The sequence below is a fragment of the Rheinheimera texasensis DSM 17496 genome (assembly GCF_000711985.1).
In the GTDB taxonomy this organism is placed as follows: Bacteria; Pseudomonadota; Gammaproteobacteria; order Enterobacterales; family Alteromonadaceae; genus Pararheinheimera; species Pararheinheimera texasensis.
Genome location: NZ_JONU01000007.1, coordinates 1,187,293 through 1,209,235 on the forward strand (window position 1 = coordinate 1,187,293; position 21,943 = coordinate 1,209,235).

Here is a 21,943-nt window from a genome sequence, read left to right on the forward strand (position 1 = left end):
CGTAAAACAACCATCCTGAACATTATTGTGGTCCTCGTGAACGTGGTGATTATTAGTCGCCGCGGGGGCTGCTGTTTGGGACTGAGACCGTAAAATAATCAGATTCCGACAAAACCCCCGCACCGCAAGGTCCGGGGGTTTTGTACTTTCTGGGCCCTGAAAAAAATACCGCGGTGGGAATTGGCGGACACAGGCGAACCAAATAAAGACAAGCCGGCACAGGCCGGACAGACAGAGGATACGGGCATGACAGGCGCAGAATTGGTAGTGAAATTATTAACAGAGCACGGCGTGCATTCCGTGTTTGGTTATCCGGGCGGGGCTATCATGCCCATCTACGACGCGCTGTACCAAAGCCCGGTCAAACACTACCTCTGCCGCCACGAGCAAGGCGGCGGTTTCAGCGCCATCGGTTATGCCCGCGCTTCTGGCCAGACCGGCGTGTGCCTAGCCACTTCCGGCCCCGGCGCCACCAATCTCATCACTGCCTTAGCTGACGCGCTGTTAGATTCTGTGCCGGTTGTTGCCATCACAGGCCAGGTGTCGCAAGCCGTGGCCGGCACCGACGCTTTCCAGGAAGTCGACGTATTAGGCCTGAGCCTGACCTGCACCAAACACAGTTTTTATGTCCGCGACGTCGCCGATTTAGCCGACACGCTGCGCGAAGCCTTTGCGCTGGCACAAAGCGGTCGCCCTGGCCCGGTATTAGTCGATATCCCCAAAGACGTACAGCTGGCGCAAGTGGATTATCAACCGCTGCATCTGACCGCCACCACTGCTGCGCCAGATTGCTCGGGCTTGGCCACACAAATCGCCGCCGCCCGCACTTTGCTGCAACAGGCGAAAAAACCGATGGCCTACATCGGCGGCGGCGTGCACATGGCCGATGCCTTGCCGGAATTAAACGCCTTTTTAGCCGCCACCGGTATGCCTTCGGTCACCACGTTAAAAGCGATGGGCTCGGTGGAAAAAACCAATCCACTGTATTTAGGCATGCTCGGCATGCACGGCACGCAGGCGGCGAATTTAGCAGTGCAACAAACCGATTTACTGGTTTGTTTAGGTGCGCGTTTTGATGACCGTGTCACCGGCAATTTAAAGAAATTCGCGCCGGAAGCAAAAGTCATCCATATCGACATCGACCCGGCGGAAATCAACAAATTACGTTTTGCCGAAGTTGCCATGTTAGGCGATTTAAAAGCGCTTTTGCCTGCTATGACTGCTTCAGGCAACTACGCCGACTGGCAAACACATTGCGCCATGCTGAAAGCTCAACACGGCTGGCGTTACGACCATCCGGGCGAGCGCATCTACGCGCCGTTGCTGTTAAAGCAGTTAAGCGAACGCATGCCGGACAATTCCGTCGTCAGCTGCGACGTCGGCCAGCACCAGATGTGGGTGGCGCAGCATATGCGCTTTAACTCACCACGTAATCATTTATCCAGCGGCGGTTTAGGCACTATGGGCTTTGGCCTGCCGGCGGCGATCGGCGCGAAAATCTCACGGCCGCAAGACACCAGCGTACTGGTCACCGGCGACGGCTCTTTTATGATGAACGTGCAGGAACTGGCCACCATCAAACGCTTCCGCCTGCCGGTCAAAATCATCGTGATCGACAACCAGCGCCTTGGCATGGTGAAACAATGGCAACAGCTGTTTTTCGCCGGCCGCTACAGCGAAACCGATTTATCCGACAACCCGGATTTTGTCTCGTTAGCTGCCGCTTTTGCCATTCCGGGCCACAGCATCAGCCACAAAGACGAAGTGGAATCCGCCTTAGACGCCATGTTCAGCTGGCCAGGGCCATATTTGTTACACGTACGCATCGACGAAACGGACAACGTCTGGCCATTAGTACCACCAGGTGCCGCCAACCACGACATGATGACCGACTTACCGCAGTGGGAAGAATAACCATGAGGAACACAGCCATGAGCGCCCAACATACTTTGACCATCCAGACCCGCCACGAAGCCGTCGCGGTCGAACGTTTACTGCAGGTCACCCGCTACCGTGGTTTTACTTTAGCCGGCCTTGAACTAAAGCCGCTGGCTGATGTGAGTGGTTTACTGATAACCTTAAGCGTGGTCAGCGACAAGCCGATCAGCCTGCTGGTTAATCAGCTGAATAAGCTGTACGACGTGCTGAATTTGGAGCTGCATCAGGCCGAAGCCGGTGCGCTTAGGGCTTGATTCGGAATCTGTAATAGATTGACGAAGCAGAGGAATTTGACAGAGGTTGGTATTCACGCGGAGCAGACCCTCTGCGGCAGGGAAGCCGCAGAGGAGCCCCCATGGATGGGTTCACGGCGTGTCTGCGTAGTGTGAATACCAATCTCTGAGCCCTGACTGTGAATGCTGTCAGAGTTTGATGAATAAACGGCGCCGGACCGAAATCCGGCAACATAAAAAAGCACGGGCACCGATAACAGCCCGGCATGATCACCGCCACAGGCGGTGACGTTACAACCAAGTGGCCCTGAACCCAAAACCCGATGCTGGCGCCTGCATCTTTCAGATAAACAACAGATTGGCGCCGCATCTTTAAATTTGCCTATGCAGGAGTAAATTGCATGCCTAAATTACGTTCAGCCACGACCACCGAAGGCCGCAATATGGCGGGTGCCCGTGCCTTGTGGCGCGCCACTGGTGTCAAAGACACCGACTTTGGTAAGCCGATCATCGCCGTGGTGAACTCGTTCACCGAATTCGTGCCGGGCCATGTGCACCTGCGCGACCTCGGCAAACTGGTGGCAGAAGCCATTGAAGCCGCCGGCGGCATCGCCAAAGAATTCAACACCATTGCCATCGACGACGGCATTGCCATGGGTCACGGCGGCATGTTGTACAGCCTGCCGTCCCGCGAAATCATCGCCGACTCGGTCGAATATGTGGTGAACGGCCACTGCGCTGATGCGATGGTCTGTATCTCCAACTGCGACAAAATCACGCCGGGTATGTTAATGGCCGCGCTGCGCCTGAATATCCCGGCGATTTTTGTCTCCGGTGGCCCGATGGAAGCCGGTAAAACTAAGCTTTCCGACCAAATCATCAAGCTGGATTTAGTTGATGCCATGGTCTCCGCCGCCAACCCGAATGTATCAGACGCCGACAGCGAAAAAATCGAACGCAGCGCCTGCCCGACTTGCGGTTCTTGTTCCGGCATGTTCACCGCCAACTCGATGAACTGCTTAGTCGAAGCCTTAGGTTTAGGCCAGCCGGGCAATGGTTCGATGCTGGCGACACACGCCGACCGCCGCGAGCTGTTTGTCAGCGCCGGTACGCGCATTATGGAACTGACACGCCGCTGGTATCAAAACGATGACGTAAGCGCCTTGCCACGTTCTATCGCCAATAAAACCGCTTTTGAAAACGCCATGATGCTGGACATCGCGATGGGCGGCTCCACCAACACAGTGCTGCATTTACTGGCCGCTGCCATTGAAGCCGAAGTTGATTTTGGCATGGCTGACATCGACCGGCTGTCGCGCATCGTGCCGCATTTGTCCAAAGTGGCGCCGTCGACGCAGAAATACCATATGGAAGATGTGCACCGCGCCGGTGGTGTGGTGGCCATTCTGGCCGAATTACAGCGCGCTGGCCTGGTCAACCCGGACACGCCGCATGTGGCCGGCAGTTCACTCGGTGATGTATTAAGCCGTTTTGACATCATGACGACGCAAGACCAAGCAGTAAAAGATTTCTACCGCGCCGGCCCGGCCGGTATCCGTACTACGCAGGCGTTTTCGCAAAATTGCCGCTACCCGACGCTGGACGATGACCGCGAAAACGGTTGTATCCGCAGCAAAGAACATGCGTATTCGCAGGACGGCGGTTTAGCCGTGTTATTCGGCAACCTGGCGCCAAACGGCTGTATCGTTAAAACCGCCGGCGTCGACAAAGACAACCTGGTGTTTAACGGCGTGGCGCGGGTGTTTGAATCGCAGGACGATGCCGTGACCGCCATCTTAGGCGGCGTGGTCAAAGCCGGCGACGTGGTGGTCATTCGCTACGAAGGGCCAAAAGGCGGCCCGGGTATGCAGGAAATGTTGTACCCAACCAGCTACTTAAAATCGATGGGCCTCGGCAAAGCCTGTGCTTTGGTCACCGACGGCCGTTTCTCCGGCGGCACTTCTGGCCTGTCGATTGGCCACGTCTCGCCGGAAGCGGCCAGCGGCGGCGCTATTGCGCTGGTCGAAGATGGCGACGGCATCGACATCGACATTCCAAACCGCAGTATTAATATTCGAATTTCTGACGAAACTCTGGCGGCGCGCCGCGCTGCGATGGACGCCAAAGGCAAACAAGGCTGGAAACCGGTTGACCGTACCCGTTACGTCAGCCCGGCATTAAAAGCCTATGCCTTATTGGCAAGCTCAGCCGACAAAGGCGCCGTGCGCGATTTGTCCAAGCTGGAAGACTAATAGTTTCAGGCCGGCGCTGTGGGTAAAAAGCCACAGCCCGGTTCATCAGAAAGGCGAAAAAAATGACTGCGTTACAACAAGTGCCTGCTCCAGACTCGGGCACTGCTGCGTTACAAGCTCATCCGGCGGACGAACGTGCTGCTTTGCAACAACATTATTTGCGCGAAATTTTACTGTCGCCGGTGTATCAGGCGGCGGTAGAAACCCCGTTGCAGGCAATGCCCAAACTAAGCAAACGCCTCGGTTGTCAGGTGGAACTGAAACGTGAAGACCATCAGCCGGTGTATTCCTTTAAGTTGCGGGGCGCTTTTCATAAGCTGCACAAGGTGGCGGCGAAAGCGGCTGCTGATAAGAGCGCAGGGGCCGGCACTTCAGAAAGCCCGCGGGTTATCTGTGCTTCTGCCGGTAATCACGCGCAGGGCGTGGCTTTATCAGCCAGTAAATTGGGCCTGCACGCCACTATAGTGATGCCGATCACCACACCAGAAATCAAAGTCAGCGCGGTACGCGGTTTTGGCGGCAATGTGCTGCTGCACGGCACCGCCTTTGACGAAGCCAACCGCCACGCCATCGAACTGGCAAAAAGCACCGGCGCCACTTACATTCCGCCGTTTGACGATGTTGATGTCATCGCCGGCCAGGGCACTGTGGCGAAAGAACTGCTGACGCAAAACAACCAGCTCAACGCAGTGTTTATTCCGGTCGGCGGCGGTGGACTACTCGCCGGCATGGCGGTTTATATCAAAGCCGTGCTGCCGAATGTGCGCGTGATTGGCGTAGAGCCGGACGACGCCGCCTGTTTAGACGCAGCCCTCAAAGCCGGTGAACCGGTGACCTTGGACCGCGTTGGTCTATTCGCCGACGGCGTGGCAGTCAAACGCATCGGCACAGAGACTTTTAAACTGGCTCAGTTGTTTTGCGACGAAGTGGTGACTGTCTCCAGCGACGAGATCTGCGCCGCGATCAAAGACATCTTCGAAGATTTACGCGCCGTCGCCGAACCAGCTGGTGCTTTGGCCCTGGCGGGCCTGAAAAAATACGCCCAGCAACATAGCCAGACCGGCGATGTGAACGAACAAACCCAGCTGGCGGCGGTATTAAGCGGTGCCAACTTAAACTTTGACACGCTGCGGTATGTCTCCGAGCGCTGTGAACTGGGCGAGAAAAAAGAAGCGGTGTTCGCTGTGACTATTCCGGAAGAAAAAGGCAGTTTCCGCCGCTTCTGCCAAACCCTTGGCGGCCGCGCCATCACCGAATTTAACTACCGCTACGCCTCCGACAACAAAGCGCATATTTTTGTTGGCATTAAACTGCGAAACGGCGCGCAGGAACTGGCCCAAGTCACCCAGGCGCTGACCGACGCTGGCTATCAGTTCCAGGATTTATCCGACGACGAACTGGCCAAGTTACACGTCCGCCACATGGTCGGCGGCATGCCACCGCGCCTGGTCAACGAACAAGTCTACCAATTCAACTTCCCGGAATACCCCGGCGCCCTGATGAACTTCCTCAACACCCTCGGCGAGAAATGGAATATCACCTTGTTCCACTACCGCAACCACGGCGCTGCGACCGGTGATGTATTGGCGGGGTTTGAGATTGCTGATCCTGCCGAGATTGAAGGCCATTTAGAGGCTTTAGGTTATCCGTATCAGCTGGTGAGTGGGAATAGCTCTTATCGGACTTTTTTGACGGCGCAGTAAAAAATAAGAGTTACCAAGAGGTTTAAAAGCGCAACATCAGTTGCGGCTTTTGTACAGCCTATGGTGTAAAGGCCTATATTTTTTCTACTTATGCGAGTTTGTTGTCGCCCACGTTGACGGAATTTAATTTTCTAACTATCCGCCGATCAAAACTCTAAATTGATCATCTGCTAGTTCATCCGAGTAGCCAATTATTTTATTCGGGTCGTCTTTTAGGGTCTGTTGAGCATATTGTTTTACAGCACCAAGTAGTTCCTTTCCAGGGGTCAGCTCCACACCAAACTCTAAATACCACTTGTCTACAAGTCTTCTAACCACATCAATGTCGGTTTTTCCATCTTTATTTTTACCTAACTCAGGTCGGTCCCTGAGTATAAAGTTTGTTAATTTTCGTTCAGTCTCATTTTTCAAAGAATCAATAATACGCTTGTATTCTTGCTCTGCCTGCTTGATAGGTATTCCATATACTTTTGCGATGTTTCTGGGTGTAGAAAAATAGGATTCTATTTCCTGGAATTTTGTTACGAACAAAATTATATCTCTATCTTGGCAGTCTGATTTAATTCGTTCGAGCTCTCGATCTCCATCAACTCTCTGATCTCTGTCGATATGGAGAATAACCTTTGCTATTGGAATTTGTTTTCTAACAAATCCTTGTAGCAACTTGGCGAAATCTACCTTCGTACAGCCTTCATAGGAATGAAGCACAAACTCGTCTTCAGGCAGCCCGTTTGCTATCAAAAATTTCTTTATAAATTCTTTTTTTTCAGAAATGTTGTCGACTTTGTCTTCTGTGACAACCACATATTTTAGATTTCTTTTTGCAAAGAGATAGTCCGCATCTGCAGCACCTATATCTAGCAGTATATTACTACCCTTTATGTCATCCAGTGTTTTGCCCAGTTGAAAGTGAACAACCTTAGCTTTGTTTTCCAAAGACTCTAGAATGTATCGAGAATGAGTCGAAAAAACGACTTTCAAGTCTGGATTATCCTCTACTCTCTTTACTAATTCGCGAGCAAGTTCTTTCTGTTTGGTTGGATGAATATGTGAGTCTGGCTCATCGAGGAGCACGATTTTGGGTGAAAAATACTCAATATAAGCAAATATTTGAATTACTTGAAGTAAACCTGTGCCAACAGAGTCAAGAGGTAATTGGATTCCACCATTTGATGTCACATAAACATAAATATATTCAGACTCGTGTTCATTAAACTCTACTAGTAAATCTACACCTTTGTATACAGAGTTGACTGAGTCAATGAATGATTTCCACTTATTTAAATCCTTGTTTATTGTGTGTAGTATATTTCTTAAATAGTTATTGGAGTCTCCTCTAGTAGCAGATTTTTTAACTGCAATTGGTACTTCGTATTTTTCTATTACAGGAATGCCTGCAATCCCTGGTACATATACGCAGTATGGTGAATCTATTGATGAAAGTTTACTCCCCAAAATTTTGCCTTCTAGCTGAGTTGTATATCCACCATTCTTTCCTCTGGATATTTTCAAAGTCGCATCGTTGTCACTTTCAAAATTAAACTCCATCCAGTTTCGATCTTCTTTTTTTCGTAACCTGAAAGACGCTTGCCGTGGTATAGAAATGAAATGTCGCTTGTAGGAGCGTATAGAAAATCATTTGAGTCTAATGCTAATGTCTTAGTTGTATCTTTAACCCAGCTTGCTCGTAGTAATTCCAGTGTTTGGCATGCTGAAATTGCAAACTGGATTCCTTGTATAAAACTACTTTTGCCAGAATTATTTGTGCCAATGAATATATTTATTGGCGCAAGGTCGACTTCAACATTGTCAATCTTTTTAAATTTTTTTACTCGAATTTTCACTATTATTATTTCCCCATAACTTTCTACAGTGGTGGTTTTTATTTTTTGTTCTTAGTGTGCGTAATTATAAATAATTATGCCTAGAAATTTTAATCCTTTTTATTCCACGCAGATTGTAGTGTCTTTGTTGCTTTAGGTAATAGGCCGCTGATACGAGTATAAACAGGATTGTTGGAGGGGCGTAAGAAAGCAGCGACCAGGCTGCAGCATTTCGTTATTACTGATGAGTGGACGATTCATTGAGCTTACCGCCTTACATTTGAAAACCGGGCACTATCCAACTGTCACTTTCACTAACTCCCGAAAAAACCGAATTGCTTTATCCAGCTCATCGCGTTTTACCAAATGCGGATTTTTCGGGTCGTGACTCGACCGGCCCTGATGTACCACTTCGCCGCGTAAGGCCAGATATTTATTCAGTTGCGTACAAACCATCTGCTTATCGAAGTTGTTCCATTGCCACTGATCGGTTACATCAAACTGCAAAAACTCCAGACTCAGTTGCCGTACTTTAGTGGCGTCCGGGTTATGTAGCCGATTGATGCCGTCGGTGAATTTCTTCTGGATATAGTCGCCGGCAAAACTGCCTTTGAGCGCGGCTAGCTTTTGACACATTTGTGTTCTGAGCCAGCTTTCAATAAAGGTTTCCCAGGCAGTTAATGTCATCACCAGGGCAGCACGCTTTAGCACTTCATTATCTTTTCGCTCAGCAGGTGAGAGTTTATCGAATAGCTCAAGCAGTCGCTCTGCATCAGCAATGGCGGTATCAAAAATAGCAGTGGGGTTTTCCGGCGCGGCAGTGGGTGCCGTTGCAGTCTGAACCATCCATGTCCTCCTGATTGCCAAACCCGTCGTTGTGGCGGGTGGCTTGTCACAATAGTTCCAAGTTAAAACAATCGGTGGGCACTGACAAGGTGTAATAGGTACAAAAGTAACTATTTGGTCAATGGAAGGCGCGGCGGGTTCGTTTATTTGTTCGGGAAAAAAACAGCGCTTTGCAGCGCTGTTATCTACATGGATTGCTTCACCAGCACTTTCACCACAGCGCGGCTGCCATTTTCTGCGACCACTGTGACATGTGCGGTGCCGAACATCTTCGGCTGAATGGTCATGGCGCTGCCGCTGCAGGCTGTGACTACGGCAACACTGGGCGCGTCGGACGTACATTGGGCTAATTTGCCGCCCCGTACCACACTGACCACCCGTGTGTAGTAGTTTTGCCCGGCGTCGGTCAGCGCGGTTGGAAGACCTGCGGTTGCAGTCAATAATCCCGCCGGGCCGTTCTTGGCAAGCTCGATGTTCACTTGGGTGGTATCGAGGCTAAACAAGCTGTATTTGCCGGTGGCTTTGGCCAAGTCTTCCTCGGACGGTAAGGTTTGCAATAGCGCATCGCGCATCACTTTGAGCGTCGACATTACACTAACAAATAACGCCGCACCTTCGGGGGAAAGCTTGTCACCTGGAATCAGCTTGTCGCTATCTGTTACAACTGTACTGCGGGCACTGATATAAGCCGCATTGGCTTTTTCAATCAAATCCAACCCTTGTGAATACGCCTTGGCTTTGTCGCCGGCGTTGATGATATCGGCAATATCGGGTGTTAAGGCACTAAGGCCCGCCAATGTGGTGACCACATCCGGATGCACGCCCGTGCCTGCCGAAAAAGCAGAAGCAAAAGCTGCCAGAATGACCTGCATGGCCGACAACCCCTCTTCCCAGACCCGGCCATGATCAACGCGTTTACGCATGGTGTCTTCCACCAGATAGGTGAACTTGTAGACATGCTGGTCGGAGATTTCATAGTTAAGAGTTAGTGTTTGCTCTAGGTTTGCATCTTTTCCATCTTTATCAATGATTTCCATCAGATGCAAAGGTGGCGTGGTTTTTACATCATAAAAATCGGCATCTTTATGGTGGTAAACGTTCGAACAGCCGGCAACGATGATGCTGGCTGCGAAGAGTGGTATCAGTTTAGTAGTCTTCATCACAATTCCTTATGTGAGCGCAAAAAAACACTCCGGCAGTGGGGAGTACTGGCCTATGGGCTCATTTTTAAGTTGTATCAATTGGTTGCGGATGCAACTGCAGCCCGGCGGGGTACAACGCGACACGTGCCTGACATCCATGTGTTTCTTTTGTCCGGTATCCGGACCACAACAGGTATAGCCGCTTCATCTTAGATGGCAAGTTGCAGTTTTCCCGCGGCTGCCGACGGCTGGGGTACTGTGTTATGCCTGTCAGCCAGTGCATCTCAGATGTTTATGAGCGGTGCCCTTTCATTTCGCCCCTTTGTTTTTAGCATGCCAGGCCTCGGTAATAATCGGTACTGCGGCTTTGTCGGCGCAGGCTTTGACTTTGGCTTTGTCGCTGCCGAATTGTTGTTCGCAGTCTTTGGCGACGGCGAATAAGGCGGTGTAGGTTTTGGCGGAGTGGATGTTGCCGACTTCGGTCAGGCAGATGTTAAAGAAGTACTCGCGGGCGGCGACGGGTTTCAGGCCGTCGGTTTTATAGGCGAATCTCAATAAGTGTTGCGGTACGGCTTGTTGCCAGTATTCGGCGGTCGCAGTAGGAGAACGTTTTTGCAGTTCAGCTTCAACACCCTGACGCGGGTAGCCGTCGGCGCGTACGGTCAGCATCAATTCGACCAAATCGGCTTGTTGTCCGCATTCGGTGCGCGCATCAGCGGCGCTGGCTGAGGTGGCAAATTGCAAGACCAACAGGGCCAACATTCCTTTGTATTTGTTCATTTTTATCATCCTGATAGTGGCTTTGGCACCGAGTGACCTGATAGTCGCAACGGCAGTAATAATCTACCTACCGGCATTCTGGTTGTCGAGTGGCGGCCGGTTCGTGCCGCTAATGAGTGGTTTACCCCAACACCTGCTTCGCCACCGCAATTCCCGACAGATATGCCCCATGCGCGGTGCCGAAATATTCTTTTTGTGTGGCTTCGCCGGCGAAAAACACTTGTTGGCCGAGCGGTGCGGCCAGAGTTTGGCGCATGGTTGGCGTGGCGCCAACGGCATTAAAGGAGTAGGAGCCGTAACTGAATGGATCTGTCGCCCAGCGGGTGATTTGATAATCCAGTGGGTTGGGGATGTCGTGGCCAAACATCAGCCGTAAGGTGGCCATGGCGCTGTCGACAATTTGTTGGTCGGTCAGGGCTTCGATGGCGCGCCCGCGGTCTGCGGCATTAAAGCCCATCAGCACCGGTTTTTGCGTGCTGCGTAAAAAACTGACCCATTCGGTCCATTCGCCATGTTGTGGCGCAATATATTCCAGCCAGTCGACGTCATCCGGCCAAAACGGCTTGGCAAAACGTAGATAACATTTGTTGAGAACACCCATGCCAAGCTTGGCAATGGCTTCGCGTTTGGCGGCCGGTAATGCCGGCACAAACTGCGGTTGGTGCTTTTTCAGCACGCCCAGCGGCACTGTGACAATCACCTGATCTGCAGTAAAAGTTTGCTGCGCACAAACCACCTGCACACCGTTTTCTCCCCAATGGATCGCGCTGACCACCTGACCGGTTATTATTTTTAGGTCTCGCGCCAGATATTGGGTGATGAGGTGGTAACCTTCGGCAAATAACACATCTTCATCACCGAAGGTTTTGACGCTGTCGTGCCAATGCACAGACAGCTCTGCAGCGCTGCCGGAATACTCCTGCTCCAGGCTGCTGGATAAGATGAAATTGATAAAACGGGCGGATTGTCCGGCGTGCGCCGAGTTGGCTAAGTCAGCAGTTAATTCCGCCAGCGCTGCACGCACCGACTGGTCGTTGTCAGTATTTTGCTGGGCTTGTCGCAGCGCCCGGCCGACTTGTTTGCGCAGTGTTTCCAGTTGTGCTTCGGCAGCGGCGCTTAATACTGAACCATCGCTGTCATGCAGCATGCTGCGCTCGTAGCTGGTTTCCAGCCTTGTCGTGTTGATTTCATCCGCCAGTGCGCTGATTGGATTGCCGTCAACGCCGTGGATCCAGCTGGCGCCTAAATCAACAGGTAAATCCTGCCATTTGGTGCTGGTCCAAATCCGCCCACCGATCCGGTCCCGCGCTTCGAGAATAGTGACATCATGGCCATGACGGCTTAGTTCACGTGCGGCGGCCAGGCCTGCTAAACCAGCGCCAATCACTAAGATCCGTTTTGGGGTTTTGGCTTTGAATGGCTGCGCAAGCACAGGCGCTGATGCTAATAACAGCAGACTGAACAAACGTAAAAATTCGCGTTTTTGCATGCTGACACTCGCGGTTGGCACTCGGTTACTATTGCCATCTTCGTTTCGAACATTTCTGCGTTAACTGTAGTTGGCCGAAAACTAAGTGCCAGCATCGCAGCTCCTACTTATGCCGTGCAAGTAGCCTGCGCCGTTACGCTGAGTTATGCTTTGCTCTATTCCTGTTTTAGCTTTATCGCCAATTCATAAGGACTTGTTATGTCGCTGGATCTCAGCCCTCTGCTGAAAGCCGTCACTCGTTTGCAGGAAGGCTGGCAACGTTATCAGCAAGATGTTTCTGATACGCAAATTCGCGATGGTTTAGTGCAGCGCTTTGAGTTTACCTATGAAATCAGCCACAAAATGCTCAAGCGTTTTCTTGAGCAAACGGCAGCCAACCCTGAGCTTTTTGATGCGATGTCTTTTGCTGATTTAATTCGTAGCGGCAATGAAAAAGGGCTGTTGCTGGGCGACTGGCCGGCGTGGCGTTTGTATCGTGATATGCGCAGCAAAACCAGCCATACCTATGATGAGGACGTGGCGTTGCAAGTCGTGGCGGGCATTCCGGCATTTTTGCACGAAGCGGAATACCTCGCTGCGCAGTTACAACAACGGGCGCAGCATGACTAAAGCTGTGATTCAGTCGGTAGATGAGCCGGCAATGGACCCATCAGCCACACCGCCGGCCGGCTTGCAGTTAAGCGTCGGGCAGTGGCAGCAGGTACATAGTATTTTGCAACGCCTGCTGGCCGATTATCCGGTCTGGGCTTTTGGCAGCAGGGCTGAAGGTCGCGGTAAAACCTATTCAGATCTGGATTTGGTGATTGTAAGTACCGAGCCATTGCCATTGGCTTTGCTGGCCGAAGTCTCAGAAGCGTTCAGTGAATCTGATTTGCCCTGGAGAGTCGATTTGGTGGACTGGGCTACGACATCGGAGACGTTCCGGCAACGCATTTTGGCCTGCAAAGTGGCGTTGCAGTAAAAGCTGATTGATTTACCAGGCCAGCCTTGCCTGACCATTCCGTAAAACCGCTTTCTTTATTCAAACTGTTGCTCCTGATCTTACTGCCCGGTTGCACGCTGCCAGTTCAGATATCATTCATTTACAAGCGGTTAGTTTCATATTTTTCACCATATGGACATGTTATGACTACATTTATCCGCTGTTGCCTTTTGTTAACTCCGCTCTGTTTCAGCGCCTGCACTATCCACAGCGTGGGCAAGCACAAGGCCATCACTTTGGATACCGGTAATGAGGTGGTTGATGCCGCGTCTTATGTGGTGGCAGGGGCGAAGTTGCAGAAGAAAATCCGCGCAGAAAAACTGCAAAATGGCGAATTAAATAATCCGAACGACCCGGTGGTGAAGCAAATGAATGAAGCCATCGAAAAGGCCAAAGACCGTAAACATGGTCTGGAACCCACTAAAACAGACAGCGCTGCCGATGCCAGCAGCCTGGTGATCAAAAAAGCAGGCGGTGGTTGATAGTCACCGCCCGCGCTGCACCTGTTAAAACTACTCAGCGACCTGCTGAAGCTCGTGCCGCAACTCCCGCCGCAACTCCCGCCGCACTAGCTCAGCCCCCGCCTGCAGCGCCTTAAGCTTGCCACTGGCCACTGCACGTGGCAGCGGTGCCATGCCGCAGTTGGTGCAGGGATATAACTTGTCGGCGTCGACATACTGCAGTGCTTGTCTGAGCGTCGCAGCCACTTCTTCCGGCGTTTCAATGCTGTGGCTCGCCACATCAATAGCGCCGACCATCACTTTTTTACCGCGTAAGAGCGCCAGCAGTTCCAGCGGCACTCTTGAGTTGTGGCATTCCAGCGACACGATATCGATGTTGGATTGCTGCAGTTTCGGGAAAATCGCTTCGTATTGGCGCCACTCTGCGCCCAGCGTTTGTTTCCAGTCGGTATTGGCTTTGATGCCGTAGCCGTAACAGATATGCACAGCGGTTTCACACGGCAGGCCTTCGATAGCGCGCTCCAGCGCAGCGATGCCCCAGTCGTTCACTTCGTCAAAAAACACATTAAACGCCGGCTCATCAAACTGGATGATATCAACGCCGGCTGCCGCTAGTTCGTGCGCTTCGGCATTCAGAATGGCGGCGAACTCAAAGGCTAATTCCTTGCGGCTTTGATAGTGCGCGTCATACAGCGTGTCGATCATCGTCATCGGGCCGGGCAGCGCCCATTTAATTGGCTGCTTGGTTTGGCTGCGCAAAAACTTCGCATCTTCGACAAATACCGGTTTGATGCGGGCTACAGGGCCAACCACGGTCGGCACGCTGGCGTCGTAGCGGTTGCGGATGCGTACCGTCTGGCGTTTTTCGAAATCCACCCCGGCCAGGTGCTCAATAAAAGTGGTGACAAAATGCTGGCGGCTTTGCTCGCCGTCGCTGACGATATCGATGCCGGCTTGTTGTTGCTCGTGCAGCGCCAGACGCAGCGCGTCCTGTTTGCCGGCATGCAGTTGATCGCCTTCGAGTTTCCACGGCGACCACAACGTTTCAGGTTCAGCCAGCCAGCTTGGTTTTGGCAGGCTGCCGGCGGTAGAGGTAGGTAATAAAATGCTCATGATCAATGCCTTTTAATAAAAAACCGGAAGTTAAGCGCAGCTGGCAGCCCATTGTTCCAGCAGGGTTTTATAGGGTTTTACAAAAAACTGTTCGGCAAACTTGCCTTGTTTCACCGCCAATTGGCTGCGCTCTTCGCGGTCATAACGGATCCGGGTTAACGAATGCGCCTGGCTGTTGAGCTTCGGCTGATAACTTTGTCCGGCCACGGCGTGGGCGTTGTAAATCTCCGGCCGGTAAATCTTCTGAAAGGTTTCCATCGTGCTGATGGTGGCGATGAGCTCCAGATTGCTGTAGTCGTTCAGCAGGTCGCCAAAGAAATAAAACGCCAGCGGCGCGACGCTGTTGTGCGGCATGAAATAGCGCACCTGCAGGCCCATTTTTTTGAAATATTGCTCGGTCAATGAGGTTTCATTCGGCAGATATTCCACCCCCAGCACCGGGTGAGAATTGGCGCTGCGCTGATAGATTTTGTTGTCTGACACGCTTAAACAAATCACCGGCAGTTTATGAAAGTGCTGCTGATACGCGCTGGAGCGGACAAACTGGCGGAACAGCCGGCCATGTAAATCACCAAAATCGGCCGGAATGCTGAACTGCGGCTGGTTTTTATTGTGTTCCGGCAGCAACACGCTGAAATCATAATCGCGCAGGTAAGACGAGAAATTATTGCCGACCAGGCCTTTGGTCCGCTCAGCGGTGTGGTGGTCCTGAATACTGGTTTGCAGCACTTCAATCGACGGAAAAGCGCTGGCGGCGCCGGCGAGATGAATATCCACCGACACAATGTCGAGCTCGACGCTGTAACGGTCGCCGGCCGGATTGTCCCAATGCGCCAGCGAGTTAAAGCGGTGATTGATCATCGCCAGCGTATTACGCAAATTCTGCTGCCGGGCATCACCGCGTGCCAGATTGGCGAAGTTGGTGGTCAGCCGCGTATGGTCGGCCGGCTGGTAATCTTCATCAAACGGCTGACGTTGAATGCTAAAGGTTAAATCGGTTGCGGTGTGGATCTGCGCTGCCATCAGTGATTCTCCTGTTTGCTGCAGCTAAGCTGCATTTTATTTGGACGGCTAAACGTCTAAATATCGTTGAGAGCACTGTATACGGCGAATGCAGGGAAGAAAAATGAATAATCAGCCAATCTGCTTGAGAGAAATTCAAGCAGATTGGCTGGTCAGTGTGTTTTGTGGCGGCGATTGGCGAAAAAGCTGGTTAAGGCGTTTTTGCCGCTGGCTTGGCGCTGGCTTCTGACTCAACTTTGGCTTTGCTGGTTGCGGCTTGAGTGACCGGCAGCGGGAACAGCCCCGCTACATTGGCGTGTGGGATCACTTTGATTTGGTTTTGGTGATAAACGAACAGATAACTGACACTACGGGCGAGGATTTGGATTTGCTCCATTTGCATGGTTTTGTTGTCGTCGAACACCGGATAGATCAGGCTCAGGTTAAAACGCGGTGTGGTGCCGGCTTTAATGGCTTTGGACTGAACTGTTGCTTCATACAGCGCGATATCAATCAGAAACAACACCGGTAAACTGGCGAACATATACAGGCTCAGGCGCTGATACCGTGGTTTGTAAAAGCGGTCTGAGAACCGGGCGTAGCTGCGAAAGCGATGCCGGGCGGCGCGGTCCAGCGAAAGTAGTAAGTAGACACAAAGCGTCCAGAATATAAACTGCAGGATAGTCCAGGGATTGCTCAAAGCGGCCAGCAGGAAATCGGAGATCTCCAGATAAGGCAGCACAGCAAAATCAAATTTGTCGAACAACGACACGACAAAAATCATCCCGAGCAAGCTACAAAACAAATAACTGCCGGTCAGCAGCAGTGCAGGTTGCGACAACAGATACCGGCCGGCGCGTCTGGTGAGCGAATCGACTTTCTGGTCGTAAACATCGCCATGCAATAGCGGCGTTGCCGGTACTGCAGCCTGTTCTGTCTGCGCCAGAGTGTCGGCCTGGCCCTGCTTTGTATTCATTTACATCAAACCTGCAACAAAGACATGGTTGGATAACATCATATTCAACCGTGAAACTCAAGACGGCGGCGAGTTTCAAGCCTGTTGCGTCAGATACTGAGACTAAAACGCATACCGCACTTTGGCTGTCCACAGGCTTTGATTTGCACTTGCCATAAGTCGGCGATCGCCGGCAGCCAGGAAGATGCCGGTTCCAGCGCGGAACCGGCGCACAGCATTACTCAATCGCCAGCAGTTCAACATCAAAAATCAGCACCGAACCCGGTGGGATTTTACCGGCGCTGCGGCTGCCATAGCCCAAATCTGCCGGGATATAAAAACGGAATTTGTCGCCTTTTTTCATCAGCTGTACGCCTTCGGTCCAACCTTTAATCACGCGGTTTAGCGGAAAGCTGATGGGTTCACCACGCTCGACGGAGGAATCGAATACAGTGCCGTCGGTCAGAGTGCCGTGGTAATGCACGTTGACGGTAGAGATTTCCGTCGGGTGTTTGTCGCCGTTGCCGCTGTGAAGAACTTCATATTGCAAGCCGGAAGCGGTGGTTTTCACGCCGTCCCGTTTGGCGTTATTGGCCAGAAAAACTTCACCCAACTCGATATTCTGCGCGGCAATTTTCTGGTTATTCATGCTGTTGTAGAAGTAATACAGCACAGCTGCAACGACTATCACAATCAGAGCTATTTTCATGGTTATTCCTGTCTGTTTTCCAGACGATCCCTAATGAGTTCAACAAGTTGGCGCTATCATAGGGGCAAAAATCAGCGCGGTCAAAGCTGCAGTAATGGCCCTGGTAATTCACGTTACCAAAATAACATTTAAAATTATCAAAAAATTTGCAATTGCTGTTTTATTGTGCTTTTTATCATCAGGAAGGCAAGGAACAGGAGTGTCGCAGATGATGCAGAAGTCTTGGTGGTGCAGCGTGGTGGTGCTGTTTGGATTGGTCTTGCTGGCCCTGGTCGGTTGCGGCGGAGGAAGTACGGACAGTACACCGCCGGCCGTGACGCCACCGGTGCAACAGCCACCACAAACGCCCACTATCACTTTGCCTGCCTTTGATGCAGGCCCGCAGCTGCCTTATCTGCAGTCGTTTTTGCGTTTAGCAGGCGTGATCCGTTATCACTATCCCGGCGATGCCGCTGCCACGACGAACTGGGATGCCTTCCTCGCCGAATCTATCTATCGTATTGGTACAGCAGCCGATGCAGCGGCAGCGGAGCGACAAATTTGGCTGCAACTCAGCAGCATAGCGCCGGACCTGTCGCTGAATCAGTACAATGGGCAAAGGGTGGCGCTCAGTAACAACAGTCAAATCCGCGCTTACCGGCAAAATGGTTACGCCGAAGCGGTGGATACCGACAATGTCTACAGTCGCAGCCGGCAGGACCTGAGCTACAGTGCCCTGGAAAACTCGCCGGAATTGCCGCAAACCGCTTTGTATATTTATGCCGACACTTTACTGCGCGCCGAAGTGCCGCTGCTGGTCGCGGTACAAAATGGTCAGACCCAGCCGCAGGGCCGCGCTTTTACCGGTTCCGCTGAATATGTGCTGCCAGACAATATGGACCATATCGCGGTCTGTTTGTCGGCTGCTGGCCAGCTATGGTCATTGATAGATCAGTTTTTTCCCTACTTTGACCAAATCAATACCGACTGGAACAGTCAGCTGCGGCCGATGCTACAAAGCTGTCTGGAGCCGGACCGACGGGCTTTTATTCGGCAAATGCATCTGAGCATGACCCAGCTACAGGACAATCACGTTTGGTTGTATTCCGCCTATAACTTCAACTGGCTGGGCCGTTTTTTCACGCCGGTGCGTTTTGACTGGATTGAAGGCAAGTTGCTGGCGATTTATAAGGATGCTTCGGCCAGTAGCAGTGCTATTGCGGTTGGTGACGAATTGCTGCGTGTGGATGATCGTCCGGCAGCTGAACTGGTGCGCGAGCTCAGCAGTTATTCGCTGCGCTCTGAACACCGGCGTATGGAATGGGCCGCGCAGTTTTACCTGCTACGCGGCACGGAGAATCAGCAGTTTCGCCTGACTTTACGCCGTGCCGATGGTACTGAATATCAAACTCAGTTAACTGCCACTATGTCTGGCGCTATTGCTCAGGCGTCCCGCGAGGCGGTATTTCAGCCACTGACAGAAACGTCGCGCTCGCTGAATAATCAGTTGCTGTATATCAATCTGGCCCGGCTAAAAGACAGTGATGTGCCGGCAGTGCTGGCACAGGCGCAAAATGCCCGGGGGCTGGTGCTGGATTTGCGGCTGTATCCGGAATCCAGTGCCGCCTGGCGGCTGTTTTTGCCCCATCTGACCGCACAGGCTGTGCCGTCCTTACCGATGTTTTACCGTTTCAGCAACCATCCTGAGTTTGCCCGGCGTTATCAGCGTGCGATTCCGCAGTTCGTGCAGCCGCTTGCCCCGCAGCTGAGTATGCCGGCTGTAGTGCTGAGTTCGCGGTACAGCGTCAGCAATAATGAGCATTTGCTGGGGTTTATCCAGAAAATGGGCATTCCGGTACTGGGCGAGCCGACTTTTGGCATCAACGGCAATATCACCTTGTTTCGCATTGCCGGTGGTTCGGAGCGCAATGGCTTGAGCGGCTATTTCACCGGCATGCAGGTTAATCAGCATGACGGCAGTGCTTTGATTGGCCGTGGTATTCAGCCCGATCTGTTGGTGCCGGTAACCGCTAAAGGCCTGCGCGAAGGGCGGGACGTGCAATTAGAAGCCGCGCAGGCTTATCTCGAACAGCGACTGGCGCGGCCGTGAAAAGCGGTCAGTGCTGTTTGCTGAAGGTCATGCCACTTAGCGTCAGATGCTGCACCTTGCCTTGGGCTACGGCAAACTTCACCACTTCGCCGGAATTAGGCACCAGTTCCAGTCGTAGTTCGTCCGCTGTATCAAAACCAGTGGCGATGGCCTGCAGTGCACCCCAGCGAAATACCAGCTGTTGCTGGGCGTTGAGACTCAGCGTCATCTCGCCAAGCTGTGGGTGCTGATAACGGCCGACGTAAGCGGCAGCTGGCAGGCTCAGCAGCGTTTTACGGCCCTGGATTTTTTGCTGTTGCGCTTGTTTCATTGCCGGTAACTGCGCCAGTTTTTGCTCGAGTTTGGCAAAACCGGCTTTGACTCTGGCTTTTGTGCCAGCGTCACCGAGCAGTAAACCGTAGCAATAATCGGCAATCAGATTATTGAGGTCGCGGCTGAGCACGTCTTCATTGTGTAGAATCACCAGACCCATCTGCTGCTTAGGCAGCAACGACAGATGCGCGCTGTAACCCGGAAAACCACCAAAATGATGCAGCATCGCTTCACCTTTATAAGGCCCGGTGTACCAGCCGAAGGCGTAGCCGGTGCGCTGAAAATCGCCGTAGCTGCTTTCGGTGGTGATCTGGGGTTGCTGAGACTGGCTGATCACGCTGGCTGGCAACGGGCTTTTTGCGCCCGGTAACTGCGCTGCGACAAATCTGGCTAAATCGCCGGCCGTAGCAAACATGCCGCCGGCGGCATGCATAGTGGCGTCGGTCTTTTGCAGATACAGCGGCTCGGCACTTTTTAGCAGCGAATAAGGCAATGCCAGTGGCCACTTTGCCGCTTCGCTTTGGCGCGCGCTGCTGTGCTGCATGCCAAGCGGTTTCAAAATCAGCTGCTGCAAATGGTCCTGCCAGGCGGTGCCGCTCTGCTCGTCCAGCCACAGGCTGGCGATGTTATAGCCGACATTGCTGTAGCGGAATTCACCCCATTTGGCTTCTGCGTCCGGCACCGACTGGCTGGTTAGTGCCTTGAGCGTCTGCGGCGTATGAATACCGCTGTACGCTGTGGCCCAGACCAGTGGCTGATTGTCTAAACCAGACTGATGGCTCAGCAGCTGGCGCAGTGTGACGCGGCTGGCGTCGATATTTGGAAACTTCTGCTGTGGCCACATCTGTTGCAGGCTTTGCTCTAAATTTACCTTGCCTTGTTGCGCTAGCAGTAAAAAAGCCAGTGCAGTGAATGGCTTGGTTGCGGAGGCAATATAAAAGGCCGTATCACCGTTGACCGGCAGCTGGCGCTGAATATCCGCATAACCGCTGTGGTGCTGGTAAATCAGTTCGCCGTTGTGCACAAGCGCAATGGTGCTGCCAAAAGGCAAGCCGGCCTGTGTCTTCACGGTGGCAATGGCTTGGTCCAGTTCAGCAAAGTCTTGTGGTGTCAGGGGCTGTGCTTTGGCCGGCACGCACAAACTGCCGCACAGCAACAACAGGGCTGAGAGCGGTTTTAGTTGGGGCAGCAATGGTTTCATACGGGTTCTCCCTGATCTGGCTGGCTGTTTTGGCTGGTATTGGCATCAAGCCGTGCGACGCTATAGCGTTGATTAAATTGGTCAAATACCTGATTTTTCGTACTAAATGGATGCAAATGCGCGGTTTGCGCGAGGATTTGCTGCGAGCGCACCAAATCGTTATTGGCCAGACTTTGCTTCAGTTCAGTCAGGACCAATTCGTACACCAGACCGCAAAACAGGCTCATATTCAACAGCGCGCTGCGGCTTTTAAAGGCCTGAATGACCCGGCTGAGATCGCTGCTGAGCAGGCCCAAAACAAAATGATTCCCATCGGCCACCAACTTCAGACTGACGTCGGCGGTTTTGCCGTACACCTCGCGGCCATTGGCGCGCAGCGTCAGCTGTACGCCGGGCAAGTCGGCTGGCTCGTAGATTTTCACCCGTACTTCGACACCACGCGCCGCTGCGGCGATAAGTTCCTCAGCCAGCAATGGCACTGCAGCCGGCTGCAAGTCGGCCAACAGCAAGCATTGCGCTTCGCGGCAAAGCTGCCGGCAGTCATAGAGTAATTGGTCCGGATTTTTCAGCTGATACACCGCTTCCTGCGTATCCGCCGCCGGCAGCTGCTCCAGCTCGGTCACGAGTTCAGTGAGCGTCTGGTTGAATTTACGCTGCTCGTGGTCCAGCAACTGGCGCCACGGCACGGCGGCATAGCGTTTTTGCTCCTGCTGCAGCTGCAATACCGCGCCTTTTTGATGCAGGGACTCCAGCGCCTTATAGACGTTGGCGACCACTTTGCCGACCTGCTTGGCGACGGCATAACCGGTCATCTCACCGTGGCGCAGTAGTGCCAGATAAATATCAGTTTCCAGGGCAGTAAACCCCAGCTGTTGCAGGCGGACTGTACTCATTTGTGACTCGGTATTTGTTT

The 21,943-nt window shown here is 52.5% G+C and carries 20 protein-coding genes; 8 read left to right on the forward strand and 12 right to left on the reverse strand.

What is annotated here, in order from left to right; translation table 11 throughout:
* Positions 1 to 246: 246 nt before the first annotated feature.
* The 4 genes from ilvG (at position 247) to ilvA (ending at position 6,126) form a co-directional block, all read left to right on the forward strand.
* A complete protein-coding gene (gene ilvG, locus Q399_RS0105495; protein WP_031566423.1) occupies positions 247 to 1,914 on the forward strand; it encodes an acetolactate synthase 2 catalytic subunit in 1,668 nt (555 codons plus the stop codon).
* 17 nt (positions 1,915 to 1,931) lie between these two features.
* A complete protein-coding gene (gene ilvM, locus Q399_RS0105500; RefSeq protein WP_031566425.1) occupies positions 1,932 to 2,192 on the forward strand; it encodes an acetolactate synthase 2 small subunit in 261 nt (86 codons plus the stop codon).
* Between the two features lie 380 nt (positions 2,193 to 2,572).
* Positions 2,573 to 4,423, forward strand: coding sequence for a dihydroxy-acid dehydratase (gene ilvD, locus Q399_RS0105505; RefSeq protein WP_031566427.1), 1,851 nt, complete (start codon positions 2,573 to 2,575; stop codon positions 4,421 to 4,423).
* A gap of 143 nt (positions 4,424 to 4,566) precedes the next feature.
* Positions 4,567 to 6,126, forward strand: coding sequence for a threonine ammonia-lyase, biosynthetic (ilvA, locus tag Q399_RS0105510; protein WP_245612842.1), 1,560 nt, complete (start codon positions 4,567 to 4,569; stop codon positions 6,124 to 6,126).
* A 135-nt stretch (positions 6,127 to 6,261) separates the two neighbouring features.
* Here the strand turns inward: ilvA and Q399_RS0105515 are convergent, their stop codons facing one another.
* The 6 genes from Q399_RS0105515 to Q399_RS0105535 all read right to left on the reverse strand — a co-directional run bounded on the left by Q399_RS0105515 (position 6,262) and on the right by Q399_RS0105535 (position 12,206).
* Entirely contained in the window at positions 6,262 to 7,674 is a 1,413-nt protein-coding gene (locus tag Q399_RS0105515) for an ATP-dependent nuclease (RefSeq protein WP_031566431.1), read from the reverse strand.
* Positions 7,635 to 7,970, reverse strand: a complete 336-nt coding sequence (locus Q399_RS21855) for an AAA family ATPase (protein WP_157836236.1) — start codon at positions 7,968 to 7,970, stop codon at positions 7,635 to 7,637. The genes Q399_RS0105515 and Q399_RS21855 overlap by 40 nt, the downstream gene beginning before the upstream one ends.
* 273 nt (positions 7,971 to 8,243) lie before the next feature.
* Complete coding sequence (locus Q399_RS0105520) at positions 8,244 to 8,795, reverse strand: HEPN domain-containing protein (protein WP_051685768.1); 552 nt, start codon at positions 8,793 to 8,795, stop codon at positions 8,244 to 8,246.
* A gap of 185 nt (positions 8,796 to 8,980) precedes the next feature.
* On the reverse strand, positions 8,981 to 9,955 hold the full coding sequence (locus Q399_RS0105525; protein ID WP_031566438.1) for a hypothetical protein: 975 nt from the start codon (positions 9,953 to 9,955) through the stop codon (positions 8,981 to 8,983).
* 291 nt (positions 9,956 to 10,246) lie between these two features.
* On the reverse strand, positions 10,247 to 10,717 hold the full coding sequence (locus Q399_RS0105530; protein WP_031566440.1) for a hypothetical protein: 471 nt from the start codon (positions 10,715 to 10,717) through the stop codon (positions 10,247 to 10,249).
* A 121-nt stretch (positions 10,718 to 10,838) separates the two neighbouring features.
* On the reverse strand, positions 10,839 to 12,206 hold the full coding sequence (locus Q399_RS0105535; protein ID WP_031566442.1) for a flavin monoamine oxidase family protein: 1,368 nt from the start codon (positions 12,204 to 12,206) through the stop codon (positions 10,839 to 10,841).
* A 198-nt stretch (positions 12,207 to 12,404) separates the two neighbouring features.
* Here Q399_RS0105535 and Q399_RS0105540 point away from each other — a divergent pair, with 198 nt between their 5' ends.
* From Q399_RS0105540 to Q399_RS0105550, 3 genes are all read left to right on the forward strand, one after another.
* Positions 12,405 to 12,815 (forward strand): nucleotidyltransferase substrate binding protein, encoded by a 411-nt coding sequence (locus Q399_RS0105540; RefSeq protein ID WP_031566445.1) that lies wholly within the window; start codon positions 12,405 to 12,407, stop codon positions 12,813 to 12,815.
* A complete protein-coding gene (locus tag Q399_RS0105545) occupies positions 12,808 to 13,167 on the forward strand; it encodes a nucleotidyltransferase family protein (RefSeq protein ID WP_245612835.1) in 360 nt (119 codons plus the stop codon). Before Q399_RS0105540 ends, Q399_RS0105545 begins: the two co-directional genes overlap by 8 nt.
* Before the next feature lie 164 nt (positions 13,168 to 13,331).
* Positions 13,332 to 13,670 (forward strand): hypothetical protein, encoded by a 339-nt coding sequence (locus Q399_RS0105550; protein WP_031566449.1) that lies wholly within the window; start codon positions 13,332 to 13,334, stop codon positions 13,668 to 13,670.
* 30 nt (positions 13,671 to 13,700) lie between these two features.
* On the opposite strand, the gene Q399_RS0105555 is transcribed toward Q399_RS0105550, so the two are convergent.
* The 4 genes from Q399_RS0105555 to Q399_RS0105575 form a co-directional block, all read right to left on the reverse strand.
* Positions 13,701 to 14,762 (reverse strand): methionine synthase, encoded by a 1,062-nt coding sequence (locus Q399_RS0105555; protein ID WP_031566451.1) that lies wholly within the window; start codon positions 14,760 to 14,762, stop codon positions 13,701 to 13,703.
* Positions 14,763 to 14,792: 30 nt separating this feature from the next.
* Complete coding sequence (locus Q399_RS0105560) at positions 14,793 to 15,785, reverse strand: DUF1852 domain-containing protein (RefSeq protein ID WP_037045563.1); 993 nt, start codon at positions 15,783 to 15,785, stop codon at positions 14,793 to 14,795.
* A gap of 190 nt (positions 15,786 to 15,975) precedes the next feature.
* Positions 15,976 to 16,740 carry a hypothetical protein gene (locus Q399_RS0105565; RefSeq protein WP_031566455.1) on the reverse strand — a complete coding sequence of 255 codons (765 nt, stop codon included), beginning with the start codon at positions 16,738 to 16,740 and terminating at the stop codon, positions 15,976 to 15,978.
* A 217-nt stretch (positions 16,741 to 16,957) separates the two neighbouring features.
* A complete protein-coding gene (locus Q399_RS0105575; RefSeq protein ID WP_031566458.1) occupies positions 16,958 to 17,428 on the reverse strand; it encodes a BamJ family beta-barrel-assembly machinery protein in 471 nt (156 codons plus the stop codon).
* A 208-nt stretch (positions 17,429 to 17,636) separates the two neighbouring features.
* On the opposite strand from Q399_RS0105575, the gene Q399_RS0105580 reads away from it, so the two are divergent.
* Positions 17,637 to 19,517 (forward strand): S41 family peptidase, encoded by a 1,881-nt coding sequence (locus tag Q399_RS0105580; RefSeq protein ID WP_031566461.1) that lies wholly within the window; start codon positions 17,637 to 17,639, stop codon positions 19,515 to 19,517.
* Positions 19,518 to 19,524: 7 nt separating this feature from the next.
* Here Q399_RS0105580 and Q399_RS0105585 read toward each other — a convergent pair whose 3' ends face one another.
* Complete coding sequence (locus tag Q399_RS0105585; RefSeq protein WP_031566463.1) at positions 19,525 to 21,030, reverse strand: serine hydrolase domain-containing protein; 1,506 nt, start codon at positions 21,028 to 21,030, stop codon at positions 19,525 to 19,527.
* Complete coding sequence (locus Q399_RS0105590; protein ID WP_031566465.1) at positions 21,027 to 21,923, reverse strand: TrmB family transcriptional regulator; 897 nt, start codon at positions 21,921 to 21,923, stop codon at positions 21,027 to 21,029. Before Q399_RS0105590 ends, Q399_RS0105585 begins: the two co-directional genes overlap by 4 nt.
* Positions 21,924 to 21,943: the final 20 nt, after the last annotated feature.